Annotated in this window: 19 protein-coding genes; 10 read left to right on the plus strand and 9 right to left on the minus strand. The window is 58.7% G+C overall.

Translation table 11 applies throughout. The features are described from left to right. Positions 1-61 precede the first annotated feature (61 nt). The 3 genes from eno to AC2FGC_RS00140 all read left to right on the plus strand — a co-directional run bounded on the left by eno (position 62) and on the right by AC2FGC_RS00140 (position 2244). Positions 62-1339 carry a phosphopyruvate hydratase gene (eno, locus tag AC2FGC_RS00130; protein WP_496723170.1) on the plus strand — a complete coding sequence of 426 codons (1278 nt, stop codon included), beginning with the start codon at positions 62-64 and terminating at the stop codon, positions 1337-1339. Then, positions 1296-1925: a GNAT family N-acetyltransferase gene (locus AC2FGC_RS00135; RefSeq protein WP_496723169.1), complete on the plus strand. Its 630-nt coding sequence runs from the start codon at positions 1296-1298 to the stop codon at positions 1923-1925. The genes eno and AC2FGC_RS00135 overlap by 44 nt, the downstream gene beginning before the upstream one ends. 151 nt (positions 1926-2076) lie before the next feature. After that, complete coding sequence (locus tag AC2FGC_RS00140) at positions 2077-2244, plus strand: hypothetical protein (protein ID WP_199528541.1); 168 nt, start codon at positions 2077-2079, stop codon at positions 2242-2244. Between the two features lie 48 nt (positions 2245-2292). Here AC2FGC_RS00140 and AC2FGC_RS00145 read toward each other — a convergent pair whose 3' ends face one another. The 3 genes from AC2FGC_RS00145 to mazG all read right to left on the minus strand — a co-directional run bounded on the left by AC2FGC_RS00145 (position 2293) and on the right by mazG (position 4601). Then, positions 2293-2742, minus strand: a complete 450-nt coding sequence (locus AC2FGC_RS00145; protein ID WP_496723166.1) for a GNAT family N-acetyltransferase — start codon at positions 2740-2742, stop codon at positions 2293-2295. After that, positions 2739-3680 carry a nucleoside hydrolase gene (locus AC2FGC_RS00150; protein ID WP_496781260.1) on the minus strand — a complete coding sequence of 314 codons (942 nt, stop codon included), beginning with the start codon at positions 3678-3680 and terminating at the stop codon, positions 2739-2741. The genes AC2FGC_RS00145 and AC2FGC_RS00150 overlap by 4 nt, the downstream gene beginning before the upstream one ends. A 63-nt stretch (positions 3681-3743) precedes the next feature. Further along, entirely contained in the window at positions 3744-4601 is an 858-nt protein-coding gene (gene mazG, locus AC2FGC_RS00155; protein ID WP_496781442.1) for a nucleoside triphosphate pyrophosphohydrolase, read from the minus strand. A gap of 66 nt (positions 4602-4667) precedes the next feature. On the opposite strand from mazG, the gene AC2FGC_RS00160 reads away from it, so the two are divergent. From AC2FGC_RS00160 to AC2FGC_RS00175, 4 genes are all read left to right on the plus strand, one after another. After that, the gene (locus tag AC2FGC_RS00160; RefSeq protein WP_496723160.1) at positions 4668-5831 is read left to right on the plus strand and encodes a M20 aminoacylase family protein; all 1164 of its coding nucleotides are present in this window, start codon (positions 4668-4670) and stop codon (positions 5829-5831) included. A gap of 12 nt (positions 5832-5843) precedes the next feature. Further along, the gene (gene speB, locus AC2FGC_RS00165) at positions 5844-6812 is read left to right on the plus strand and encodes an agmatinase (protein ID WP_496723158.1); all 969 of its coding nucleotides are present in this window, start codon (positions 5844-5846) and stop codon (positions 6810-6812) included. Positions 6813-6874: 62 nt separating this feature from the next. Further along, positions 6875-7822, plus strand: a complete 948-nt coding sequence (speB, locus tag AC2FGC_RS00170) for an agmatinase (protein WP_496781261.1) — start codon at positions 6875-6877, stop codon at positions 7820-7822. Positions 7823-8141: 319 nt separating this feature from the next. After that, the gene (locus AC2FGC_RS00175) at positions 8142-8540 is read left to right on the plus strand and encodes a DUF1499 domain-containing protein (RefSeq protein WP_496781262.1); all 399 of its coding nucleotides are present in this window, start codon (positions 8142-8144) and stop codon (positions 8538-8540) included. On the opposite strand, the gene AC2FGC_RS00180 is transcribed toward AC2FGC_RS00175, so the two are convergent. Further along, positions 8481-8768, minus strand: a complete 288-nt coding sequence (locus AC2FGC_RS00180) for a hypothetical protein (RefSeq protein WP_496723152.1) — start codon at positions 8766-8768, stop codon at positions 8481-8483. The genes AC2FGC_RS00175 and AC2FGC_RS00180 overlap by 60 nt on opposite strands. A 63-nt stretch (positions 8769-8831) precedes the next feature. Here AC2FGC_RS00180 and prfA point away from each other — a divergent pair, with 63 nt between their 5' ends. The 3 genes from prfA to AC2FGC_RS00195 all read left to right on the plus strand — a co-directional run bounded on the left by prfA (position 8832) and on the right by AC2FGC_RS00195 (position 11557). Continuing rightward, a complete protein-coding gene (prfA, locus tag AC2FGC_RS00185; RefSeq protein ID WP_496723849.1) occupies positions 8832-9887 on the plus strand; it encodes a peptide chain release factor 1 in 1056 nt (351 codons plus the stop codon). Beyond that, positions 9884-10729 carry a peptide chain release factor N(5)-glutamine methyltransferase gene (prmC, locus tag AC2FGC_RS00190; RefSeq protein WP_496723150.1) on the plus strand — a complete coding sequence of 282 codons (846 nt, stop codon included), beginning with the start codon at positions 9884-9886 and terminating at the stop codon, positions 10727-10729. Before prfA ends, prmC begins: the two co-directional genes overlap by 4 nt. 237 nt (positions 10730-10966) lie before the next feature. Beyond that, positions 10967-11557, plus strand: a complete 591-nt coding sequence (locus tag AC2FGC_RS00195; RefSeq protein ID WP_496723147.1) for a DUF4167 domain-containing protein — start codon at positions 10967-10969, stop codon at positions 11555-11557. A gap of 58 nt (positions 11558-11615) precedes the next feature. On the opposite strand, the gene rsmA is transcribed toward AC2FGC_RS00195, so the two are convergent. The 5 genes from rsmA to lptG form a co-directional block, all read right to left on the minus strand. Next, positions 11616-12458, minus strand: a complete 843-nt coding sequence (gene rsmA, locus AC2FGC_RS00200; protein WP_113790091.1) for a 16S rRNA (adenine(1518)-N(6)/adenine(1519)-N(6))-dimethyltransferase RsmA — start codon at positions 12456-12458, stop codon at positions 11616-11618. An 84-nt stretch (positions 12459-12542) separates the two neighbouring features. Continuing rightward, the gene (gene pdxA, locus AC2FGC_RS00205) at positions 12543-13508 is read right to left on the minus strand and encodes a 4-hydroxythreonine-4-phosphate dehydrogenase PdxA (protein ID WP_496723145.1); all 966 of its coding nucleotides are present in this window, start codon (positions 13506-13508) and stop codon (positions 12543-12545) included. After that, entirely contained in the window at positions 13505-14758 is a 1254-nt protein-coding gene (locus AC2FGC_RS00210; protein WP_496723143.1) for a peptidylprolyl isomerase, read from the minus strand. Before AC2FGC_RS00210 ends, pdxA begins: the two co-directional genes overlap by 4 nt. Beyond that, positions 14749-16911: an LPS-assembly protein LptD gene (locus AC2FGC_RS00215; protein ID WP_496723141.1), complete on the minus strand. Its 2163-nt coding sequence runs from the start codon at positions 16909-16911 to the stop codon at positions 14749-14751. Before AC2FGC_RS00215 ends, AC2FGC_RS00210 begins: the two co-directional genes overlap by 10 nt. Continuing rightward, on the minus strand, positions 16911-18011 hold the full coding sequence (gene lptG, locus AC2FGC_RS00220) for an LPS export ABC transporter permease LptG (RefSeq protein WP_058277603.1): 1101 nt from the start codon (positions 18009-18011) through the stop codon (positions 16911-16913). The genes AC2FGC_RS00215 and lptG overlap by 1 nt, the downstream gene beginning before the upstream one ends. Positions 18012-18185 lie beyond the last annotated feature (174 nt).

Below are 18185 nucleotides of genomic sequence, written 5' to 3' on the forward strand. Positions count from 1 at the left end.
TACTTTTGGCCCGGTGATGTTATGAGGCATGCAACTAAATGCAGCCACAGGGACGGGCCTCATGAGCACCATCATCGACATCCACGCACGCGAAATCCTGGACAGCCGGGGCAACCCAACCGTCGAAGTGGACGTGATTCTGGAAGACGGCACCATGGGCCGCGCCGCTGTGCCTTCGGGTGCGTCAACCGGTGCGTATGAGGCGGTGGAAAAGCGTGACGGTGATAAATCCCGCTATATGGGCAAGGGTGTGCTTGAAGCTGTCGCCGCTGTGAACGGTGAGATCGCCGAAGAACTGGTCGGCTATGACGCGACCGAACAGGTGGCCATCGACGGTGCGATGATCGAACTGGACGGGACCGAGAACAAGAGCCGTCTGGGCGCTAACGCCATTTTGGGGGTCTCATTGGCCACGGCAAAGGCCGCAGCGGATTTCACGACGCAACCTTTGTACCGTTATGTCGGCGGCACCTCGGCCCGTGTATTGCCGGTTCCGATGATGAACATCATCAACGGTGGTGAGCATGCCGACAACCCGATCGACATTCAGGAATTCATGATCATGCCGACCTCGGCCGCGAATATCCGCGAAGCCGTGCGCATGGGCTCCGAGGTGTTCCACACGCTGAAACGTGAGTTGTCGGCGGCTGGTCTGGCCACCGGTGTTGGCGACGAGGGCGGCTTTGCCCCCAATATCGCATCGACCCGCGAAGCACTGGATTTCATCCTGCAGTCTATTGAAAAGGCAGGCTACAAGCCGGGTGAGGAAATCCATCTGGCGCTGGATTGCGCGGCGACCGAATACTTCAAAGATGGCAAATATGTCCTGTCGGGCGAGAACATCTCGCTGACGTCCGAGGAAAACGCCGAGTATCTGGCGGCTTTGGTCAAAGACTATCCGATCATATCGATCGAAGACGGTATGTCCGAGGATGACTGGGACGGCTGGAAAGCCCTGACCGACGCCATAGGCGATAAAGTCCAACTGGTGGGGGACGACCTGTTTGTAACCAACCCGGCGCGTCTGGCCGAAGGGATCGAGCGTGGTTGCGCCAACTCGATGCTGGTCAAGGTGAACCAGATCGGATCGTTGACCGAAACGCTGCGCGCCGTCGATATGGCGCACCGCGCAGGCTACACCAACGTCATGTCGCACCGCTCTGGCGAAACCGAAGACGCGACCATCGCCGATCTGGCGGTTGCGACCAACTGCGGTCAGATCAAAACCGGCTCTCTGGCGCGGTCGGACCGGTTGGCCAAGTATAATCAGCTGATCCGTATCGAGGAATCGCTGGGTGAAGTCGCGGAATACGCAGGCGCGTCAATCCTTCGCAACTGAGATCAATAATGCTAGACTGATCCTCGTGTTTTTCGAGGATCGTGTTTTGCTTAAAGTTATCGAAGCTGAAACGCCGGACCACTTTGATGAGGTTCGGCGTTTGTGTTGGGAATATCGCGACTTCCTGCTGACGTTGGACGCCAAGTCCGTGCGCGTCGTAAAAACCTTTTATCCCCGCGCCGTTTATGCCCGGTTGATGGACGAGATCGAAGTCGAACACGCCCCACCGGGCGGTGGTGTACGGCTGGTACTAAAGGATGGACATGCCGTTGGGTGCGGAATGTTCCGGACAATCGGGCCGGGCATTGCCGAAATTAAACGGGTGTTTGTAAATGACGCCGCCCGAGGGACAGGGGCAGGATTTGCGGTCATGATGTCCTTGATTGAACAGTGCCGAAAACAGGGGTTCGACTGTATTCGCATGGACACGGGCAAACCATTGGAATCGGCAACGCGTCTGTACCTGTCGATGGGCTTCCAACTGCGCGACGCATATTCCGAGATTCCGGAGATCGCGAAAGACACATTATTGTTTTTTGAGATGCCTTTGTCCGGTGCTCAGGCAGAAAACTCGCAAATTGAGTGATTTTTTTTCAAAGCCTTACGTGCTGTTTTCGCTTGTAAAAATCAAACTTGTTAGAAATATACCTACATAAATTCAATTTTGTGTGAACTTTTACCTATTTGTCCGATCCCGGTGTCTCGTAATGTGCCTGCATTACAGAAAGGGGAACGACATGACTGGTTCGAAAATCCTTCTCGTAGCTTCAGTGATCAGCACTGTATTTTTGGCGGCCTGTGCGGGGCCGGGTACTTATCCGATCACCGGGGAGGCGGTGTCCGCAAGTGACCCGGTTTTGGCAATGGAATCGCCGACCTACATGTATCGCGGTGAAGCCCGCTAGGGCATTCACGGGGGGACGGGCGGCGACGCCCGTAAGTATCTGACCGATTTAGAGCGTTCGGCTCATCAAGACATAGCGATCGCGCGGTTTGAAGCCGGTGCGCAAGTACAGTTTATGCGCGGCCTCGTTCGTGCGATCGACTTCTAGGTGAAGGGCGGTCAGACCGGCCTCGGCCAGAGCTTTTGGCAGGTCAAGCAACACTTCGGTGGCGATGCCACGGCCGCGTACGGCCGGGCGGATGTAGATTTCGTCTATGAAGCCGTCCATGCCGCCAAATTCGACCGACCAGCCGAAGGTCAGGATGACGTAGCCCAGCGGCGCACGTCCTGGACCGATCAGGTAGACGCAACCGTGGGGAATACCCTCTAGCAAGGGGGTCAGCGCATTGCGGGTCTGGTCCATGTCCTGCGCGATCCCGGCTTCGGTGTGGAACGCGGTCACCAGGCCCATCAGGCGATCCAGATCTTCGGGGCGCGCAAGGCGAAGTGCGGCGCTCATAGCCGGGCCAGCCGTTCGGTCAGCAGGGCAAAGAAACCGTCAGCGTCGATTTCCCCAATGAACAATGCATTGGGCGGGTGGTCTGTCACGCGCCACCAATCAGCGACGGTCATACCCATCGTCAGTTCGGACTGCGTTTCGATCTGGACGTTGATGTGTCGGCCCGAGAACAGCTCCGGCCGGATCAGATAGGCGGTCACGCACGGGTCGTGCAGCGGCGCGCCTTCCGAGCCGTATTTCTCTATATCGAATCGTTCGAAGAAATCCGTCATCTCGGCCACGGCATGCCCGACCTTACTGTCGAGCGCGCGGAAGGCGTCATTGCGATGTTTCGTGACCAGCGCATCATGGGTCACGTCTAGCGGCATAACGACGACATGAACGCCGGATTTAAACACGATATCAGCAGCTTCGGGATCAACATAGATGTTGAATTCCGCCGCTGGAGTGATGTTGCCAACCTCAAAATACGCACCGCCCATCAGAACGATTTCTTGTACCCGATCAACAATGTCTGGCGCTTTTTGAAAGGCGGATGCGATGTTGGTCAGCGGGCCGAGCGGGCAAAGTGTGACGGTTCCCGGCTCATGTGCGCGCAGGGTGTCGATGATGAAGTCGACCGCGTGCCCGTCAGCCAGCGGCATTTCCGGATCAGGCAGGATGGGACCATCGAGGCCGGTCTTGCCGTGCACATGTTCTGCGGTGACCAGAGGGCGGTTTAGCGGGCGATCACACCCGGCATAAACAGGGATATGCGTGTGGCCGGCCAGTTCACAGACGATCCGCGCATTCTTGGCCGTCAGTTCCAGCGGTACATTCCCCGCAACGGCGGTAATGCCCAGAACATCAATCTCTTCCGGGCTTGCCAATGCCAGCAAGATGGCGACTGCGTCGTCCTGCCCGGGATCGGTGTCGATGATGATCTTGCGCGGTGCCATGCTTTGCCTCCGGGGTATTGAAGCGCGGACACTCGCAAGTGTCACCACGCTTGTCCAGCGGTTTCAGACCTCGGTCGTCGCACCTACCGGCGGGAGTTTGCCATTGGCGCGGTGCTCTTCAATTTTGACCTCGTCCCACAGCGCATCCATTTCTTCGAGATCGCTTTGAGATGGTGTTTTACCGCGCGCAGCCAGCCGCGCCTCGACCTGCTCGAACCGGCGGGTAAACTTGGCATTGGTGCGGCGCAGGGCGGCCTCGGGTTCGATGCCCAGATGACGGCCCAGATTGACCATCACGAACAGAAGATCGCCGAATTCATCCTCCAGCGCGTCTGCGTCCTTAGCATTGCGCGCTTCCTCCAGCTCTGCAGCCTCTTCCGTGATCTTGGCCAGCACATGGCTGGCATCAGGCCAGTCAAACCCCACGCGGGCCGCACGTTTCTGCAGCTTGTGCGCGCGCAATAAGGCAGGCAGGTTGGCCGCGACACCGTCCAGCGCGCCTTTCTGTTCCTTGCCGGCGCGCTCTGCCGCCTTGATGGTTTCCCAATCCACGGTCTGCTGGTCCGCTGATTTATCGCGGGATTCATCGCCAAATACATGCGGGTGACGGTCGACCATCTTGTCCGACATGGTCTGCACCACGTCCTGAAAGGTGAAATGCCCGGCTTCTTCGGCCATTTGTGCGTGAAAAACCGACTGGAACAGCAGGTCGCCCAGCTCGCCTTTCAGCTCATCATAGGCTTCGCGCTCGATGGCATCGGCGACCTCATAGGCCTCTTCGATCGTGTAGGGGGCGATGGAGGCAAAATCCTGTTCGATATCCCACGGGCAGCCTGTTTGCGGGTCACGCAGACGGCGCATGATTTCCAACAGGCGCTCGATACCTGCATCGCTGTCGTGGATCAGAGGATTTTCGGCCATTGCGAACCCTTTCGTTCCGGTGTCAGATGCATCCATTCCGCAGTCCCGATCAGGAGTCCACCCCAGATGCCCGTCGTCAACCGAATTGCCGATTACTCAGCCGATATGGCCGCATGGCGCAAACACTTGCATTCGATCCCCGAGTTGGAGTTCGAATGCCATGAAACGGCAGCGTTCGTAGCGGACCGTCTGCGCGAATTCGGAGTGGACGAGCTGCACGAAGGTATTGCCCAGACCGGGATCGTCGCGATCATCAACGGGCGGGGCGAGGGGCCGACGATTGGTCTGCGCGCCGATATGGACGCGCTGCCGATCCCTGAGGAAACGGGCGTTGAATACGCCTCGACCAATCCGGGCAAGATGCACGCCTGCGGTCATGACGGGCACACTACGATGCTGTTGGGTGCGGCGCGCTATCTGGCCGAAACGCGGAATTTTCGCGGCCGTGTGGCGCTCATTTTTCAGCCAGCCGAAGAAGAAGGCGGCGGCGCGGGCGTGATGGTCGAAGAAGGCATCATGGACCGGTTCGACATCTCTCAGGTCTATGCGCTGCATAATGCACCGAACCTGCCTGAAGGCGCATTTCACACCACTCCGGGGCCGATCATGGCGGCGGTGGATACGTTCGAGATTCATATTCAGGGCGTTGGTGGTCACGGGGCCATGCCGCATGAAGCCCGCGACCCGGTGATGGCGGCTTGTGGTATCGCGCAGGCGATCCAGACGATTGTTAGCCGCAACAACTATGCGCTGGACGACCTGGTCGTCTCGGTCACGCAAATCCACACCGGGACAGTGAACAACGTGATCCCCGATACGGCATTCATCAACGGAACCGTCCGAACCTTCGATCCAAACGTTCAGCAGATGGTGATCGAGCGTATGCAGCAAATCGTGCAGGGGCAGGCGACCTCATACGGGGTCGAGGCGCGGCTGGACTATGAAAAGAACTATCCGGCCACGATCAATGATGGCGAAAAGGCCGGGTTCGCTGCCGAGGTGGCCCGAGATGTGTCGGGGGCCGAGCGTGTGGTGGGCAACATGGGACGCGAGATGGGGGCCGAGGATTTCTCGTACATGCTGCAATCGCGCCCCGGCGCCTATCTGTTTCTAGGGCAGGGCGAGAGCGCCGGGCTGCACCATCCGAAATACAATTTCAACGACGAGATCGCGCCGATCGGCGCTTCGTTCTTTGCACGGATCGTCGAAAAGGCGCAGCCGCTGGGCTGACGGGGGGAAGACATGGCACTGGAAGACGCAAAGAACCAGGTGGACGAGGCATTCACCAATCCTGATCTCAAGGGACTGTCCTACGAGAACACCTTTGGCGGCGCGACCTCGTTCCTGCGTCGCCTTTACACTAAGGACCTGAAAGGCGTGGATATCGCAGTCACAGGTGTGCCCTTTGATCAAGCGGTGACGAACCGTCCGGGTACCCGTCTTGGACCGCGTGCCATACGTGAGGCCAGCGCGCTGCAATCGCCGGATGCGCCCTACGGCTGGCCGTTCGATGCGCTCAGCGAGTTGGCAATCGTGGATTACGGAGACATGGCTTATGACTATGCCAATATCCCTGCCTTTCCCGATACGTTGACCGACCACATCCGCACCATTCTGGCCGCTGATGTGTCTTCGGTCACGTTAGGCGGTGATCACTATATCAGCTTCCCGATCCTCAAGGCCTATGCTGAGAAATACGGGCCGATTTCTCTGCTGCAATTCGATGCGCATACAGATACTTGGGCCGATGACGACATGTCCCGCGTGGATCACGGGACGATGTTTTACAAGGCGGTGAAATCCGGGATCGTGGACCCGAAACGCTCGGTTCAGGTCGGTATTCGCACGACGAACGAGGACACTCTGGGCGTCAACATCATCGACGCGCGCGAGGTATACGAATCCGGCCCCGCCGCGGTGGCGCAAAAGATCAAAGGCATTCTGGGGGACAGCCCGGTCTATCTGAGCTTTGACATCGACGGCCTGGACCCGGCCTTTGCCCCCGGCACCGGCACACCCGTTTGGGGTGGTCTGAGTTCCATTCAGGCGCAGATCATCCTGCGCGATATCGCAGGGATCAACATCAAAGGCGGGGACGTGGTCGAAGTGTCGCCGCCCTACGACACGTCAGGTGCAACGGCCATTGCTGGTGCGCATGTCGCCACTCAGATCATCTGTCTGCTGGGGTGGAATAAGCTGGTGCAAGATTAACCTTTGGTTAGCCATCTTTCCGGTATCTGATTAACCAAAAGCCGGACGGGAGAAATACGGGCATGACAGACTATAATCAACCGATCAGCGGCAATGATCTGGCTCGGTTTTCCGGGCCGAACACGTTCATGCGTTTGCCGCAGGCGGAGTCGCTGGCAGGACTGGATGTGGCCGTGCTGGGCATTCCGATGGATATCGGCACCTCATGGCGGTCCGGCACGCGGTTCGGGCCGAAACAGATCCGCAGCGAAAGCGCGATGATCCGGCCTTATAACATGGCCAATTCGGCCGCTCCGTTCGACAGCCTGCAGATTGCGGATATCGGCGATCTGGCGATCAATACCTTTTCGCTGGCCGAAAGCCTGAAGATCATCAAGGAAAGCTACGATTCCATTCTCGATCAGGCGGTTATCCCGGTTGCGATGGGAGGTGATCATTCGATCACGTTGCCGATCCTGCGCGCCATTGCCGCCAAGCACGGACCGGTGGCGCTTGTGCATGTGGATGCCCATGCCGACGTGAACGAAGAGATGTTTGGCGAGCGGGAAACGCACGGCACTGTCTTTCGCCGCGCCTATGAAGAAAAGCTGATCGTCCCGGACAAGACTTTTCAGATCGGCATTCGTGGTTCGGGTTACGCGGCCAGCGACTTTACCGAGGCGCAGGACTGGGGCTTTCGCCAATTCCCGGCGTGGGAGCTGTGGCAGCAGAACCTGACTGAGATCGGCTCACAAATCCGCAAAACGATCGGCGACCACCCGGTCTATATCACCTATGACATCGACAGCCTGGACCCAGCATATGCCCCCGGCACCGGCACACCGGAAATCGGAGGGCTGACCACGCCGCAAGCCTTGCAGCTGATCCATGCGCTGGCAGGCGTGAACGTGGTCGGATGCGATCTGGTCGAGGTGTCGCCGCCATACGATCCGTCAGGAAATACGGCGCTCACGGCGGCCAATCTGTTGTTTGAGTTGCTGTGCATCCTGCCAGGCGTGACGTCGCGCTAGAGGCAGGTAATTACTGTGATCTACCTATTTGCAATCAGGATCTACACCAGAGCTGTAGTATTCCGAATTGCTATTTGAGGGGCTACGATCCTGAGAACTTCTATTTTTCGAGAAATGCATGTAAAGCATGAAAAATACAAACGGGATAGCCACCCATGCAAGTTCCTCAAAAATCCAGATTACGATCTCCATGAAGAATTCCTTTAGCCCTAGCGCGCGTGTTTGTGTTGTAGTTTATTCAACCGTGAGCGTTTGTCACCTTGCCCAACAAAGATGAGGGCTCGACCTGTAGACTGGCGGAATAACCTTGGACAAAAAGATGATGGTTTGGGTAATCGTTGGCCTGCTGGTTCTATTCGGGGTATACATTCGGCTTGCCCCCTCAGACCCGGAGAAATGGCATATTGCGCCGGTCAGCGATCATGACCTTGATCTTGATGGAGGTGTTGTCCGCGTGGTCGAAATGGGGCCGGATGGCCTGCTGCGGCTGGATGCGTTCGCACGCGTTTCAGACCGAACATCAGTTCTGGCCGGGTCTGTTGATGAAGGGATGATTACCTACATCACACGCACGAAAGTGATCGGCTTTCCAGACTACACGACAGTGCAACAGGACGGAGACACGCTTCGCATCTATGCTCGTCTCAGGTTTGGGCGGTCAGATTTTGGGGTAAACCGCGCTCGTGTTGATGAGTGGCTTGCTCTGTTGCAGCCCTGAGGACAGGCACCCCTCCTGAACCTCGCGCCACATCGGTACGTTCAGAGACATCTGGCATTGCGCCATGAACATGCGGCCGTCGACCTGCAGGCAGATCATCTCGCCCAGTTCGACGCGGGTTCCGGATTTGTCGGTGCAATAACAGTCCTGAACCTTGCCGCCGGGGCCGACCACGTCGGCCAGGGCGGGCGTTACGAGCAGTGTAAAAACAAGTATGAACCGTTTCATGTGCATTAGCCTAGCATAGTGAGGGGCCTTGACCAAAGGGCCGGATTGATAGACACCGCCCGGATGATCCCCGAAGAACGACTTGAACAGATAACCCAGCGATTCCAGTACCTCGAAGCGGCCATGGCAGATGGTGCCTCGGGTGGGGATATTGCGGCCTTGGCCAAAGAATATTCCGACCTCAAACCGATTGTGGATCAGATCATGGCGTGGCGTCAGCTGGTCGCCGATCTGGCCGAGGCCGAGGCGATGTTGGCCGACCCCGACATGAAAGAACTGGCGGAAGAAGAAATTCCGGCGTTGAAGACCCGCATCCCCGAATCCGAACACGCCTTGCAGCTTGCGCTGTTGCCCCGTGATGCGGCGGATGCGCGTCCGGCGATGCTGGAAATCCGTCCCGGAACTGGCGGCGATGAGGCCGCGCTGTTCGCCGGGGACCTTCTGCGCATGTACCAGCGCTATTCCGAAGCGCGGGGATGGAAGTTTGAGATCATCGAAGAACAGGCCTCGGACCTGGGTGGGATCAAGGAGGTCGTGGCCCATATCAAGGGCGAGAACGTGTTTGCCCGGATGAAATACGAGTCCGGCGTGCACCGGGTGCAGCGCGTGCCGGAAACCGAAAGTGGGGGGCGCATTCACACCTCGGCTGCGACGGTCGCGGTTTTGCCCGAGGCCGAGGATGTGGATATCCAGATCGACGCCAATGATATTCGCATCGACACTATGCGCAGCTCGGGTGCTGGGGGGCAGCACGTGAACACCACCGACTCGGCGGTGCGGATCACTCACCTGCCGACGGGGATCGTTGTGACAAGCTCGGAGAAATCGCAGCACCGCAACCGCGAGATTGCGATGCAAGTGCTCAAAACCCGACTGTATGATCAGGAGCGTCAGCGGATCGACAGTGAACGGTCTGCGGACCGGGCCAGTCAGGTGGGATCGGGGGATCGGTCCGAGCGGATCAGAACCTACAATTTCCCACAGGGGCGCATGACCGATCACCGCATCAATCTGACGCTCTATAAGTTGGATCAGGTGATGCAGGGCGATCTGGATGAGGTGATCGACGCATTGACTGCCGACGATCAGGCGCGGCTGCTGGCAGATATGGCGCAATGATCGCCGCACTGACAGCAGCACAGGCGATGGTCGCGGCTACAGCGCGATTGCGGGCGGCTGGCGTGGCTGACCCGGCGCGGGATGCGCGCGTTCTGCTTGCCCATGCGGCGCGGATCGAAGCCAGCCGGGTCACTCTGATTGCGCCCGAAGAGCTGTCTCCTGAGGTTGCAGAGCGTTATGATCAGTTGATCTCGCTGCGTGCGGTGCGTGTTCCGGTGTCGCATCTGTTGGGCGAGCGTGAGTTTTATGGCCGACGGTTCCGTGTCAGTCGCGATGTGCTGGACCCACGGCCGGAAACCGAAGCGCTGATCGAAGCCGCGCTCAGCGAACCGTTCGATCATGTTCTGGATCTGGGGGTCGGATCAGGTTGTATCCTGATCACGTTGCTGGCCGAACGGGCCAGCGCTTCGGGTGTTGGCGCGGACCTGAGCGAGGCCGCCTGTCTACAGGCCAGCGCAAATGCAGTGCAGCATCAGGTACAGAGCCGGGTGGAAATTCTGCAATCGGACTGGTTTCAGAATATTGACGGCCAGTTTGATCTGATCGTTTCGAACCCCCCCTACATTTCACTGCAAGAAATGGCCGACCTTTCGCCAGAAGTGCGCGTGCATGAACCGCGCATGGCGCTGACGGACGAAGGGGACGGGCTGGGTGCCTATCGCCGCATCGCCGCGGGTGCGCCGAACTTTCTATTGCCCGGCGGTCGTCTGCTGGTGGAAATCGGGCCAACGCAGGGGCAAAGCGTCGCGGCTTTGTTCGAGTCGGCGGGTTTGACAGCCACAAGGATCATTCCCGATCTGGACGGCCGCGATCGCGTCGTTTTTGCCAAAATGCCGCTTTAATGCGGCAACCTGAGGCCGAAATACGCCGATTAATGTAAAAAAGCTGCGATTTTTGGGACAACCCCCTTGTCTGTACGCACAGGACGTGTTTACTCAACACCAGTCGGAGGGCTGACGCTGGTTCAGCGGGCCCCGGACGCCAAGCCCAAAATAGTCGACATCGCGTCACAGCTAAGCTTTTGAGCAGTGCAGGATGCGAGATGATCGACAGCGAATGACAAGGCTGACGTAAAGTAAATGAGATCTTCCAAATCCCGCTCTCGGGTCAAGAATAACCGCAACCGTCCTTCTGGGGGCAATGTCGTCAACCGGGTTTTTGACAGCTCGGGTCCCGAAGGCAAGGTGCGTGGTACGCCCCAGCAGATTATCGACAAATACAATCAGTTGACGCGCGACGCCCAACTGTCCAATGACCGTGTGGCCGCCGAGAACTTTCAGCAGCACGCAGAACACTATCTGCGCCTGTTGAGTGAGGCACAGCGCGAAATGGAAGCGCGCCGCGAAGAGCAAGATCGCCAGAACCGTGAGCGTCAGGCCGAGCGGGATCGCGAACGCGCCGAGCGCCAGGAGCGCGAAGCTGCTGCCCGTCAATCGGACCCGGCCGAAGCGCCGCAACCGGACGTGATGGATTTTACACCCGAGGCAGCCACCCCGGAATCCGGTTTGGTCGAGACCCCGGAAAGCAAGGATGCCGCTGCGGCCGCCGAAGCACCGGCGAAAAAAGAAAAAGCACCGCGTCGCCCGCGTACGCGTAAGCCAAAGCCCGCGCCAGAGGGGGCAGAGGACGCACCGACAAGCAACGGTGATGCACCGGAAGCGGCTGAGTAATTTCTGCCATAGAGTTCAAAAAGCCCCGGAGTTCACTCCGGGGCTTTTTCTTTGCGCATTAGCTTTTTTGAACTTCCCGGGCCAGCGCACAGAACGCTTCGAGCGGGACTTGTTCGGCGCGCTCTGTGGGTTGGATACCAGCCGCGAGCAGGCGGTCCTCGATATCAGGCGCCACGCCTTTTAGCGATGCGCGCAGCATCTTGCGGCGCTGGTTGAAGGCTGCGGCCACGACGCGCGACAAAACCCGGGCATCTGCCGGGTAGCGCGGTTCGGGCAGGGCCGTTAGATGCACAACAGCGCTTGAGACCTTTGGCGGAGGCGTAAAAGCCCCGGGCGGCAGGGACATAGCGATGCGCGCCTCGGCCCGCCATTGGGCAAGGATCGCAAGTCGGCCATAGGCTTTGCCCCCGGGTTGGGCAACGATGCGTTCGGCGACTTCGCGTTGGAACATCAGCGTCAGGCTTTGCCAGAACGGCGGCCATTCGGGTGGGGTCAGCCAGCGCACCAGTAATTCGGTGCCAACGTTATACGGCAGGTTTGCGGCAATGCGGATAGGTGGGGTCAGATGCGCCAGCGGGTCGATTTCCAGTGCGTCGCCGTTGATGACCTCAAGACGACCCGGGTAAGCAGCAGCGATGTCGTTCAGGGCAGCGATACAGCGGGTGTCTTTTTCGACCGCGACGACCTTGCGCGCACCTTCGGACAACAGACCGCGGGTCAGACCACCGGGGCCGGGGCCGATTTCCAGCACGTCGCATTCCGTCAGATCCCCTGCCTGCCGCGCGATCTTGGCTGTCAGGTTGAGGTCCAGTAGAAAGTTCTGCCCCAGCGATTTACGCGCCGAGAGTTGATGTGTCGCGATAACCTCGCGCAGAGGGGGAAGGGTGTCGATTGAACTCATGATCCGATTACCGTGGCGCGTGTCCGGGGGGGAACGCCAGTGATTTTTTGCCTCCGGCGGGGATATTTTCAGCCAGGTGAAGGATCAAGCGCTTTGTGCCATCCGTTGGGCCAGTTTCAGTGCCTCGATCAGACTGGTGGGGTTTGCTATGCCCTGCCCGGCGATATCCAATGCGGTGCCGTGATCGGGCGAGGTGCGAATGAAGGGCAGGCCGAGGGTCACGTTCACGCCACGGTCGAAGTCGAGTGTCTTGATCGGGATCAGTGCCTGATCGTGATACATGGCAATTGCGGCGTCATATCGGGCGCGGGCGGCGGCGTGGAACATCGTGTCCGCCGGGTGTGGGCCGGTAACCGTGCAGGTATCGCCCGGCAAATCAGATATCAGAGGGGCGATCCAGTCCAGTTCTTCATGCCCCATTTTACCGCCTTCGCCCGCATGCGGGTTGAGGCCTGCAATGGCGATGTGGGGATGGGGGATACCAAACTGTCTGCGCAGGCCTTCAGCGGTAATGGCGATGGTTTCGCGCAGCAGATCGGGGGTAAGCTCAGACGGGACGCGCGACAGCGGGATGTGGATCGTTGCGGGCACCACGCGAAGCTGATCGCTGGCGAGCATCATAACGACACGCTTGCGCCCGGCTAGAGCGGCGAGAAATTCGGTATGGCCGGGATAGGCGAACCCGGCCCCGTCGATCAGGGCTTTTTTGTGGATCGGTGCAGTGCACAGCGCCGACGCCGCGCCGGATTGCACCAGAGAAACACCGGTTTCGATGGCGTCGATCACACTGGGCGCATTGGACGGATCTGGTTGGCCTGCTGTGTTTGTGGCGGGAAAGCTCAATTGCAGAACAGGCAGGGCACTGGCGCTGATTTCATTGGCCTGCGCCGGATCGCTGATCCGCTGCGTGGGCGTGCCTGCGGGCAGATGTGCCGCATCCCCGATATAGAAAAACGGGCAGCTCGCGCGCAGTTCAGACCATGCCTTGGCGGCGATTTCAGGTCCAACGCCAGCAGGATCGCCACAGCTTAGCGCGATGGGCGCGGTCATTGCTCGATAATCGTCGCGTCGGCGCGGAGCTGTTCAACCAGACTTTCGGCAAAGGCCTGCAGACGCTGTTGCGTCAGGGCGTTGGCCACATCCACGCGCGTGGTGTCTTCGCCCCGGTCCAATGTGCGTGTGCACAGCATCAGGAACTTCAGAGTCTGGCCATTGTTCCCCGTCAGCGTCGTCGAAACTTCGTTCAGGTCCAGCTTGGACAGCTCAAGCGCTACGTCGCGCGGGATCTCGGAGGGGCTGGCTTCAACACGTTGCAGGACTGCGGCAGGTTGATCCTTGGCGATGCCATAGAGGTCGTCGCAGGTATCGATCTGTTCGCGCAGCTGGGCAGCGCTGGCCAGAGTTTCGGCACTACGACCGCCGGCCATGTTGTAAATTGCGTAGTCGATCTTGGAGTATCGCGGCGCGCTGGTGCTGACTTCGCGCAAGCCGCGCAGCTGGAACAGGGCGATGGCATTGGGCAACGACAAAGGCTGCGTGATGTCGCCTGATTTGAGACCCAGAATCACAGGTTGCAGGGCAGGGGGCAAGTCGGTCAGGTTCAGCCATTCCAAACGCCCGCCGTCATCGCGTGTGCCAGCAGCTGAATACTGCGTGGCAGCAGAAGAAAACGCATCGAAACCTTCAACCTGAGCAATCTCTTCGGCCAGCAATTCGGCTTGTGCAAGGGTCTGCGGAGTGACCGGAATGATTATTTCCGACAACAGAACCTGAAGCCCGCCGCTCCCGGCCTGTCCTAAAGCCCGGTTAATCTCGTCGTCGCTCGGCCTGGCTTGGGACAGAAAGCGCGAACTGACGTAATCGCGCCACGAAAGCTGATCAGCGACGAAATCCCGTACGGTTTCGGGGGAAACGCCGGCTTCGCCCAGCAATTGCAGGAATTCGTCGGTCGAAAGGCGACCACGGGCTGCAAATTCATCAATGCCCACCTGAATGTCTTCTGGTGCAACCTCGATTCCTGCGTCGCGCATGGCCTGCTTGCGCAGTCGTTCGTCGATCAACGCGTCGCGGACTTCGTCCTCGGTTGCGCCAGGGGCACCCAGAACAGTCAGGAATTGCTGGCGTTGCTGAAGTTCGTACCAGGTGACAATGTCCTGATTCACCTTGATCGCAGGTGAAAACAGGCTCTGAGCCTGGCTGTGACCAGTGGACAGGGCCAGCAAAGCGGCAGCCAGTGCCGGTGCAACCGGTTTTAGCCAACCGGAACGAATGAATCGCGAGAAACCTGAAATCAACTGCATCTTCTCTTGTACTGTTGGCCGCCACCCTCAACGGAGTAACCTGTCAGGGCTACGGTAAACCCGAATTCTGTCGAAGGCTCAATACTTGATGATGAGGTAAATCGCCTGCTAACGGTCATGTTAACTTTTACACACTCATTCTGGTAGGTAACGCCCAGCCCATAACGGATCGGTTCGGATTCGCTGAGGTCATAGCGCGCATAGGCCTGCGTCAACCAGTTCTGGTCAACAAGGTAGCGGCCATTCATCCAGATTTCGGATATCTCGTCATTCGCATTTTCTGCCGGATCCTTTTCCTGCCACACATAACTGCCGGTTAGGCCGACATTTGGCTTGTTCCAGCCTGCGCGCACCTCGGCCTTGGCAAAGCTGAAATCACCATTCAACAGGCCGCGACCCGCCAAAGACCAGCCATTGGCGGTTTGCAACTGACCGGCCAACAACACGTCGGAGGCGGTGCCCTGTAGGCCCGACGTTAGGTTGAAGTTGGGGTCAGCGGTCGAGCGGAAGACCTGTCCGACAGTGGCAAGCGCGCGCCAGCCATTTGCGGCATAGCGCGCCCAGTTGACCCCAAACACCGCCGTCGCGCCGTCTTCGCGACGATCCGGGGCCGGAAAGCGAGACAGGGACAACAAGTTCCCCTGGTCGAATTCCTGAAACGTGCTTTCGTCATTGGGAACGTCTTGATCTGTCACGTTCGTCCAACCGACTTGCGCGATGGGTTCAAGCACCTGAGTGGCGCCTGACTTTTCCCGCCGGGTCATCGGGTAACGCAAGGTGAGTGCAGCGCGGGGGGCCGCGCGGGTCACCTGGTCAGGAAACTGGCTGTCATCTCGGATGTCAAAGATATCCACCGATGTCCCGAACCGGGCATCAGCCCTGAGGCCCGATGCGAAAATCCAGCTGCGCATCCAATCCGCATCGAATGTGGCGCGCGCGACATCGCGGCCAACGATGTCCTGATCGCTGGTGCGTGTGTGATTGTGGGCCACAAAGCCCAAGCGTACTTCGCCGCCGACAGAGGTTGGGAAGTAACGTTTCTGGAAATACAGGTCGAAGATCCGAGATGGGATCACTTCCTCATTTTCACTGTCTCGCAGGGATTTGTAATGGATGAAACTGGTGCGGAAGGCGGTATCGCGTTTGATCCGCTCAAGCGCGATTTCGCTGCGCAACCGGTCAAAATCAGGCAGACCATAGTCGGCGAGATACGCGTTATCCGAGGTCGTCTTCACATCAAACAAAAGGCGGAAGTCGTTGTTCAAGAAGAAATAACCGTTGGCAAATAGATAGCCCCGATCCTCATTTTTTTGCAGGTCGTCGCGGGTGAAAGCACCGTTCAGCTCAATCCGGCCGCGTTTGAATGCCTGGCGATAGCGATAGCCCAGTGTTCTAGTTTTCCCCGAGATATAGGGGGTCAGCGTCAGGTCCCTGTGGTCGCCAAGCTTAAAGAAATACGGCACCTGCACGCCGGTTCCCAACTGCGATGTGGTGCGAATCGACGGAACAAGAAAGCCCGTCGCGCGGTCCAGTGTCGGGTCGGGCAGGCGCAGATAGGGGAAGTAGAAAACCGGGAAATCCAGTATCCGGAACTGTGCCCCTTCGAAATACAATTGGCGTTCCAACTGGTCATGCGTGACCTTGCGGGCGCGGATTTGCCACAGCGGCGGTTTACCATTTGCGCAGACATGGCAGGACGTGGCCGAGACCTTGCTGAACTGTGTGTAACGCCCCCCTGCGCGCGCAGCCTGGACCGAGGCGATCTGAACCTGTTGATCGAATACCATGCGGGCTCCGATCAGCAGACCGTTCATGATCCCGTCATCCAATTCGGCGGAATCAGCCAGCAACGTGGTTTCGCCGCCCTGATCGATGCGGACCGGGCCTTCCAGCGACAGATTGCCGGTTTCGCGGTCATAAGTGATGCGCGTGGCCGTGACCTTGGTGTCGCCCTGAAAGGCTTCGACATTCCCTTCGGCCACCAGATTACGCTCGGGTGTGATAAAGATCCGGTCGGCCACCAGGAGGGCAGGCTGATCCTCTTGCGTGGCACCCTGCGCGGCACCGGCAGCGGGTTGAGATTGCGCGAATGCGCCCACGGGCATGGTCAGTGCGACTGCACCGGACAGAAACAAACTGGCAATAAGCCGCATCAGCCGTCCTCCGCATGCAGCAAAAGGCCGAGGGACAGAAGAATTGCTGCGAAGGGCGGGGCCCAGGCCGCGACTAAGATAGGCAATTGACCGTTTTCCCCCAGAATTTGGGCAAAGTTGCGAATGAAGTAGATACCAAATCCCAGCAGGACGGCGGTTAAAACCGCGATCCCGGTGCCGCCAAATCGCACGTGGCGCATGGTGAAGGCCGCGCCGATCAGGACCATCGACATCAGAAACAAGGGGCGGGCCAGTTGGACCTGCAACCAAACCTCATATTGCTTGGTCGAAAACCCGGCTTCGCGCAGGTCGCGGATCAGTTCCGGCAGGTCATAGACCGATACGGAATCCTGATCGCCAAGCGTGTCCAGAATCCGTTGGCGTGTCAGCGATGTGGGAACCTCAAGCCGCGCGTGTTCAGTGGCGTGGGTTTCTGGATTCACACCGCCTTCCAGCGCCCAGATCTTGGCATTGGTCAGAACCCACGTACCGTTCTCCAGATCCGCCTGGTCGGCTACGATCTGCTGGGTCGGTGTGCCGTCCGGGGCGAAGGTAATGATCGTCACCTGATTAAGGGTGAACCTGTCGCCGTTAGATGTGTCCTGGGCGTGGATCACGGATTGACCATTGGCCGATCCCTGCCGCAACCAAAGACCATCTGCACTGATCGACAGCGTCGATCCGCCGTTGTTTTTGTAGGATTCGGCAAGCTGTTTGTACTCTTCCGACGTGGCGGCTGCGATGGGGTTCAACATGCCAACCGCCAGTGCGCCGATGATCAGGGCGATCACCACAGGGGCCAACAGGGCGCGGATGCCTGAACGGCCAGTGGCACGGGTGACAACCAGTTCCGAACTGCGGGCCAGACCGATAAACAACGCGATCGTGGACAGGATGACCAGCAGCGGCAGCATTTCGCTGATCGCGGCAGGCGTATTCAGCAACGTCAATTGCAACAGCTGACCAAAGGACAGGTTTGCATCGTCAAAGCGGCGCACCTGTTCGATCAGGTCGATCAGAATCATCAGCGTCAGGAAAATGCTGCCGATGACCAGGAAACTTTGAATGAATCGGCGGGCGAAGTAGCGGTCGAGGATCACGAAGGAACTCCTGCCGAAAAGACGCGCAAACAGCCTTTGGTCGGGTACAGACCAGAATCACCGCTGCACGCAATTGTGCGCGACAGCCTATGCCTGCTCTGTCTTGCCAAAACCTTCTCCCCCGAGCCTGTCGGATTTTTTCCGGGACTGTAGTCCAAATGCGGGCCGGGGAAA

It is taken from the genome of Ruegeria sp. CDSC054 (assembly GCF_059610645.1).

Bases quoted from the DNA above. Each gene is read 5' to 3' on its own strand.
- eno (WP_496723170.1), top strand. From the start codon at position 62: ATGAGCACCATCATCGACATCCACGCACGCGAAATCCTGGACAGCCGG.
- AC2FGC_RS00140 (WP_199528541.1), top strand. From the start codon at position 2,077: ATGACTGGTTCGAAAATCCTTCTCGTAGCTTCAGTGATCAGCACTGTA.
- AC2FGC_RS00145 (WP_496723166.1), bottom strand. From the start codon at position 2,742: ATGAGCGCCGCACTTCGCCTTGCGCGCCCCGAAGATCTGGATCGCCTG.
- AC2FGC_RS00150 (WP_496781260.1), bottom strand. From the start codon at position 3,680: ATGGCACCGCGCAAGATCATCATCGACACCGATCCCGGGCAGGACGAC.
- mazG (WP_496781442.1), bottom strand. From the start codon at position 4,601: ATGGCCGAAAATCCTCTGATCCACGACAGCGATGCAGGTATCGAGCGC.
- AC2FGC_RS00160 (WP_496723160.1), top strand. From the start codon at position 4,668: ATGCCCGTCGTCAACCGAATTGCCGATTACTCAGCCGATATGGCCGCA.
- speB (WP_496723158.1), top strand. From the start codon at position 5,844: ATGGCACTGGAAGACGCAAAGAACCAGGTGGACGAGGCATTCACCAAT.
- speB (WP_496781261.1), top strand. From the start codon at position 6,875: ATGACAGACTATAATCAACCGATCAGCGGCAATGATCTGGCTCGGTTT.
- AC2FGC_RS00175 (WP_496781262.1), top strand. From the start codon at position 8,142: ATGATGGTTTGGGTAATCGTTGGCCTGCTGGTTCTATTCGGGGTATAC.
- AC2FGC_RS00180 (WP_496723152.1), bottom strand. From the start codon at position 8,768: ATGAAACGGTTCATACTTGTTTTTACACTGCTCGTAACGCCCGCCCTG.
- prfA (WP_496723849.1), top strand. From the start codon at position 8,832: ATGATCCCCGAAGAACGACTTGAACAGATAACCCAGCGATTCCAGTAC.
- prmC (WP_496723150.1), top strand. From the start codon at position 9,884: ATGATCGCCGCACTGACAGCAGCACAGGCGATGGTCGCGGCTACAGCG.
- AC2FGC_RS00195 (WP_496723147.1), top strand. From the start codon at position 10,967: ATGAGATCTTCCAAATCCCGCTCTCGGGTCAAGAATAACCGCAACCGT.
- rsmA (WP_113790091.1), bottom strand. From the start codon at position 12,458: ATGAGTTCAATCGACACCCTTCCCCCTCTGCGCGAGGTTATCGCGACA.
- pdxA (WP_496723145.1), bottom strand. From the start codon at position 13,508: ATGACCGCGCCCATCGCGCTAAGCTGTGGCGATCCTGCTGGCGTTGGA.
- AC2FGC_RS00210 (WP_496723143.1), bottom strand. From the start codon at position 14,758: ATGCAGTTGATTTCAGGTTTCTCGCGATTCATTCGTTCCGGTTGGCTA.
- AC2FGC_RS00215 (WP_496723141.1), bottom strand. From the start codon at position 16,911: ATGCGGCTTATTGCCAGTTTGTTTCTGTCCGGTGCAGTCGCACTGACC.